Origin of the sequence: Sphingobacterium composti, from assembly GCF_009829075.1 — a bacterium.
GTDB lineage: Bacteria > Bacteroidota > Bacteroidia > Sphingobacteriales > Sphingobacteriaceae > Sphingobacterium > Sphingobacterium composti.
Window position 1 is genome coordinate 1 of sequence record NZ_WUQZ01000045.1, and the last position, 6,639, is coordinate 6,639.

Annotated in this window: 4 protein-coding genes; all 4 read left to right on the plus strand. The window is 35.7% G+C overall.

Annotated features, from left to right (window positions below):
* Positions 1 to 597 precede the first annotated feature (597 nt).
* Positions 598 to 1,986 carry a 3-keto-disaccharide hydrolase gene (locus GOQ17_RS15860; RefSeq protein WP_159639016.1) on the plus strand — a complete coding sequence of 463 codons (1,389 nt, stop codon included), beginning with the start codon at positions 598 to 600 and terminating at the stop codon, positions 1,984 to 1,986.
* A gap of 9 nt (positions 1,987 to 1,995) precedes the next feature.
* The gene (locus GOQ17_RS15865) at positions 1,996 to 3,411 is read left to right on the plus strand and encodes a Gfo/Idh/MocA family oxidoreductase (RefSeq protein WP_159639018.1); all 1,416 of its coding nucleotides are present in this window, start codon (positions 1,996 to 1,998) and stop codon (positions 3,409 to 3,411) included.
* A 243-nt stretch (positions 3,412 to 3,654) separates the two neighbouring features.
* Positions 3,655 to 5,184 (plus strand): L-piperidine-6-carboxylate dehydrogenase, encoded by a 1,530-nt coding sequence (amaB, locus tag GOQ17_RS15870; protein ID WP_159639020.1) that lies wholly within the window; start codon positions 3,655 to 3,657, stop codon positions 5,182 to 5,184.
* A gap of 28 nt (positions 5,185 to 5,212) precedes the next feature.
* Positions 5,213 to 6,499 carry an L-lysine 6-transaminase gene (lat, locus tag GOQ17_RS15875; RefSeq protein ID WP_159639022.1) on the plus strand — a complete coding sequence of 429 codons (1,287 nt, stop codon included), beginning with the start codon at positions 5,213 to 5,215 and terminating at the stop codon, positions 6,497 to 6,499.
* The last annotated feature ends 140 nt before the right edge of the window (positions 6,500 to 6,639 follow it).

The window sequence follows — 6,639 nt, forward strand, 5'->3', positions numbered from 1 at the left end:
ATTTGTTAACTTTCGTTTTCTCAAACTACTCGTTACGCTACATGATCATTTTCTTAAAGAACTTCTATCGAATCCGCATCGCGCTTCTTCTTATATTTCGAGCATTTCTGCTGTACTTATCTTTTTTGTTTTCCCTTCGTTTCCGACGGGACTGCAAAGGTAGAAACTTTATTTTAAACCGCAAATTTTATTTGAAGTTTTTTTTTCTTTTCGTTTTTCCCGATTTCTCAGTTTAAACTATCTCTAACCTCGCATTTCATGGTTATTGCTAACCCCTACTCCCTTGCGGAGTGGTGCAAAGATAGAACAATTTCTAGCTTACTTCAAAGCTTTCTGAGCTTTTATTTTTGAGTTTTACCCTAAGTGGTTGTGGGAATGGAGAATAAAATTGAAAAACAAGAAGAGAACTCTGCCAAATACTTAAAATTTCATCAAAGAACTAACAATATAAAACCTACAGGACTTAATCGTTTTCGTAAATAAACTAAACTACTTGCACCTGTAAAAAGATATAAAATACGAATATTTGTATTAGCAACCCTTTATAAACATTCCATTAATTCTATATTAATGGAAATTTTAAAACCAGATTATAAAATGAAAAGATCTTTAATTGCTAATGCTATTTTAATATTAGGATTATTACAAATAAATATTCCACTGGAAGGTTCTGCACAATCGACTAAGAATGGGTGGACACCACTATTTGATGGAAAAACACTAAAAGGATGGAAAGCTGTTGGAGGGAAAGCACCTTATACGGTTGAAAATGGCACTATTGTCGGCACCATGACAAAGAAAACTCCTAATTCCTTTTTAATTACAGAAAAAGAATATGGCGATTTTATTTTAGAATTGGAAGTAAAACTCGAAGGTAATTCTACAAATTCGGGTATACAGACTAGAAGTCAACTTGACCCGAATGCAAATAATGGTCTAGGAAGAGTATTTGGTCGTCAAGTCGAGATAGATCCTACACAAAGAGCATGGACAGGTGGTATATATGATGAGGCAAGAAGAGGATGGCTGTATCCATTAGATCTAAATGAACAAGCAAAAACAGCTTACAAAGCTGAACAATTCAATCATGTACGCATTGAATCTGTAGGCAACGAATTAAAAACTTGGGTTAACGATGTTCCTGTAGCGTATGTTATAGACACTATCGATTCAAAAGGCTTTATAGGATTGCAAGTACATAGTGTACCTGAAGAGTTGCACGGCAAAAAAGTATATTTTAAAAACATCAAAATTCAAACAAAGAATTTAAAAAGGAAAGATTTTCCAAATGATATTCATATCGTAAATCTAACCTCCAACTCAATTAGTGAAGCCGAAAAGAAAGCTGGTTTTAAATTATTATTCAATGGAAAAGATTCTGAAGGATGGAGAAGCGTGAAATCAAATCAATTCCCAGCAAAAGGATGGGAAATAAAAGATGGTACTATAACCGTTTTAAAATCAGATGGAGGTGAATCTACAAATGGAGGAGATATTATCACGATAGACAAATACAGTGCTTTTGATTTAACATTTGATTTTAAACTAACACCGGGAGCGAATTCAGGAATAAAATACTTCGTTACACTAAAGGAGAAAACAACAGGGTCGGCAATTGGGCTGGAGTATCAACTCTTAGATGACGAAAAACACCCTGATGCCAAAATGGGCCGTGATGGGAATCGTACGTTAGCTTCATTGTATGATTTAAAAACATCGAATAGGGATTCTAGAGCACGCAAACCCATTGGGCAATGGAATAAAGGAAGAATTGTGGTAACCAAAGATAATAAAGTCACTTATTTTCTAAATGGCTTTAAAATGCTGACGTTCGAACGTGGCTCTAAAGAATTTAAGGATTTAGTACGAATAAGTAAATATAAAGATTGGGAAGGGTTTGGAATGGCTAATGAAGGTCATATTCTAATACAAGATCATGGGGATGAAGTTTCCTTCAGAAATATTAAAATTAAAAATCTAAATTAAACCAGTATTATGAAAGAAATAATTTCTCGAAGACACTTTTTAAAAAACACCACTATGGCGGGAGGGGCTTTCATCTTATCCAACTCACTCTTGTCGAATGTAGTATTAGCCAAACCTAATGAAAGAGTAAATCTTGCTTGTATTGGTATTGGAAATAGAGGTGCTGAAATTATCAAAGATCTCTATAAAACAGGATTATGTAATATCGTAGCCTTATGTGACGTAGATTTAGGCGCAAAACATACACAAGAAATACTAAATTTATTTCCAGACGCTAAACGCTTTCAAGATTTCAGGAAGATGTTTGACGAATACGGCAATCATTTTGATGCCGTTTCAATAGGAACACCTGATTTTGCGCATTTTGCGATGACTATGCAGGCTATCGACCAAGGCAAACATGTTTATGTAGAAAAGCCTATGGCTCGCACTTTTTGGGAGGTGGAATTAATGATGCAAAAAGCTGCTAAAAACCCGAAGGTAATCACACAGATGGGAAATCAAGGTCATTCAGAAGCGAATTATTTTCAATTCAAAGCTTGGCAAAAAGCGGGGATTATTAAGAACGTCACTCGTATAGATGCGCACATGAATATGCCGAGAAGATGGCATAGCTGGGACACACAGATGAAAAATTTTCCAAATGCAGAACCTATACCTTCGACCTTAGATTGGGATATATGGCAAATGCAAACCTTAGGACATAATTACAATAAAGATTTTGTAAATGGGCAATGGAGATGTTGGTTTGACTTTGGAATGGGCGCTTTGGGTGATTGGGGAGCACATATATTAGATACTGCACATGAATTTTTAAATTTAGGATTACCTACCACTGTAGAAGCTATCAACCTAGATGGGCATAATTCTTTCTTTTTTCCTATGTCTTCCACGATTAAGTTTCAATTTCCAAAACGTGGTAGTATGCCTGCGTTAGATATAAATTGGTATGATGGACTGGATAACCTACCTCCTATTCCACAAGGTTATGGCGTATCAGGATTAGATCCAAATATTCCTCCACCAAGTACAGGAAAAATAGAACCAGTAAAATTAAATCCAGGGAAAATCATATATAGTAAGGATCTAATTTTTAAGGGTGGATCACACGCAAGCACATTGCAAATTATTCCAGAAGAAAAAGCAAAGGAAATGCAAAATAGATTACCAGAAGTAGAAAAAACTCCTTCGAACCATTTTGCTAATTTTCTTAAAGCTTGCAAAGGAGAAGAAAGAACACGATCACCTTTTTCCATCGCTGGCCCACTAAGTCAAGTATTCTGTTTAGGAGTAATAACACAAAAATTAAACAATAAAATAATATTCGATCCCAAAAATAAAGAAATTACTAACGATAAATTTGCAAACGCTTTGCTAATGGGACCTCCTCCAAGAAAAGGTTGGGAACAGTATTATAAAGTGTAATATTTTAAAATAATACCAAAGCATACCACGATACAAAAAAGCAATCTGCTTTGGAAGAAGAAACCGTATTTTATCTAGAAAACATAAAACAGATATTTACTTTTCATCTATTCAAAAGCTAATTCAGTAAACTGAATTAGCTTTTCTTTTATTTTAGCTCGAATCATTTTATTCATTTGACAATAATATATTTGATTATTATTCGGTATATTTACAATAATAAAGAATATACAACAGGATAATATGAACCTAAAAGAACTATCATCGTTAAATGTATTAGAGAAAAACCTAGGATCATCTACGGGCAGCAATTGGTTTGCAAGCGGAAAACAGTTTGATTCATTTTCTCCAACAAATGGAAAATATATTGGCAGCGTGCTATCGACCACGAAAGCTGAGTATGAACAAATAATAAAAAAAGCAGAAGAAGCAAAATTATATTGGAGAGATATTCCTGCTCCAAAAAGAGGCGAAATTATCCGTCAATTAGGGGATAAATTACGTCAAGAAAAAGAAATATTAGGCAAACTTGTTTCTTACGAAATGGGCAAATCCTATCAAGAAGGTCTGGGAGAAGTCCAAGAGATGATTGACATCTGTGACTTCGCTGTAGGATTATCGAGACAACTATATGGTAATACTATTCATTCGGAACGTCCAGGTCATCGCATGTACGACCAATATCATCCACTAGGCATTGTCGGAATAATTACAGCATTTAACTTTCCTGTGGCTGTATGGGCATGGAATGCTGCTTTGGCACTAGTTTGTGGAAATGTCATTGTATGGAAGCCATCTGAGAAAACGCCACTTTGTGCCATTGCTTGTCAAAACATCATGGCTCAGATACTAAAAGAAAACAATCTTCCCGAAGGCATTTCATCTGTCGTAACAGGAGATGCTGAAGTTGGCAAATGGATTGCCGAAGACGAACGTATTACATTGGTCTCTGCGACAGGTTCGACTCGAATGGGTAAACAAGTCGCTGTTACAGTAGCAAATCGATTGGGTAAAACATTATTAGAACTAGGCGGTAATAATGCCATAATTGTCACACCATCTGCAGATTTGAAGATGACTATTATTGGTGCTGTATTCGGCGCTGTCGGCACAGCAGGTCAGCGTTGTACGAGTACTAGACGTTTAATTGTACATGAGGATGTATATGACAAAGTAAAATCTTCCCTTGTAGAAGCTTACAAACAAATCAAAATTGGAGACCCTCTAGATAGCAACAATCATATGGGCCCTCTTATTGACACCGATGCTGTCGCAATGTACTTAGATGCGTTAAATCAGATAAAAGAACAAGGTGGAAATATTCTGGTAGAAGGTAAAGTTCTTGAAGGTGAGGGATATGAAAGCGGATGTTATGTAACACCTGTTATAGCAGAAGTGGAGAATCATTATCCAATTGTACAAGATGAAACTTTTGCTCCTATTCTTTACCTTATTAAATATTCTGGCGAAGTTCAAAATGCTATTGAAATACAAAACAGTGTTAAACAAGGTCTTTCCTCAGCAATCATGACCACGAACTTACGAGAGTCAGAGTTATTCTTAAGCCAAAATGGTTCAGATTGTGGTATTGCCAATGTTAACATTGGAACATCAGGAGCTGAAATCGGCGGTGCATTTGGTGGTGAAAAAGAAACAGGAGGTGGTCGCGAATCTGGTTCTGATGCTTGGAAAATCTACATGCGAAGACAGACAAACACGATAAACTATACCACAAGTTTACCATTAGCACAAGGAATTAAATTTGTTTTATAATACAATACCAACTATAAACACCATAATTATGAGCAAGACACATGAAATATTAGGAAAACATATATTAGCAGATGGACTACCATTTACGATGGATTTGAGCAAGTCTTACAAATCCTACGTGGTGGACACGGAAGGAAATGAATATTTGGATATGTTCAGTATGTTCGCTTCTTCTCCTATCGGCTACAATCATCCTTATATTTTAGAAAATTCAAAGCAACTAGAAGCAGCTGCTATTAATAAACTAGCCCTTTCGGATATCTATACAGACAGCTATGCTGAATTTTTAAGCACGTTCGAACGTGTCGCTATTCCAAAAGAATTAAGCTACGCTTTCTTTATTGACGGAGGTACCTTGGCTGTCGAAAATGCCTTGAAAGTTGCCTTCGATTGGAAAACAAGATTGAACTTAAGTAAAGGCATTGACCAAGAAGCTTCGCAGGTGATCCATTTCAAACAAGCCTTCCACGGACGTTCAGGTTATACGTTGTCTTTGACCAATACTAAAGATCCACGTAAATATATGTATTTTCCGAAATTCGATTGGCCAAGAATCATAAATCCTAAACTCACATTTCCGCTCACAGACGAAAGTGTAGCTGAAACCATCGAAGTGGAAAAGCAAGCAATAAATCAAATCAAAGAAGCAATTGCTAAAAATCCTGCTGATGTAGCATGTTTGATTTTAGAATCAATACAAGCGGAAGGTGGAGATAACCATTTCAGAAAAGAGTTTTTTCAAGAGCTTCGTCGCATTTGTGATGAGCATGATATCTTGTTAATTCTTGACGAAGTCCAAACAGGAATTGGAATGACGGGAAAAATGTGGTGCTATGAACATTACGACATTATTCCTGATATTATTGCTTTTGGTAAGAAAACTCAAGTATGTGGTATTCTAGCTAATCGTGAAAAGATAGACCGCGTGGATAAGAACGTGTTTAAAGAATCTAGCCGAATAAACTCAACATTTGGTGGAAATCTTGTGGACATGGTTCGCTTTAAATTGATTTTGGAAGTAATCGAAAAAGAAAATCTTGTATCTAAGGCACAAGAGATGGGTAAATATTTATTTGAACATATTGAAAAATTGGTTCAAGAAAATCCTCAATTATCAAATCCACGTGGTAAAGGTCTTTTATGTGCTTTTGATTTTGACACAGTAGAAAACAGAGATACTTTCATCAATAAAACTCTGGAGAACAAGCTCCTGATCTTAGGTTGTGGTGAGAAAAGTGTCCGTTTCAGACCTCATCTGACCGTAACTGTCGAGGATATTGACAAAACGTTTGAGATTGTTCGTAAATGTCTTTAATCGGATAGGAGGAACTGGAATTGCAACTAAAAAGTGGAGACAATTTTAAGCTGCCATTCTTCGATTTTGATTTAAGTATTTTTCCATTTGATTAGGCGTTAAATCACCTATAGCGGAATGTATTCTTTTATTATTATAAA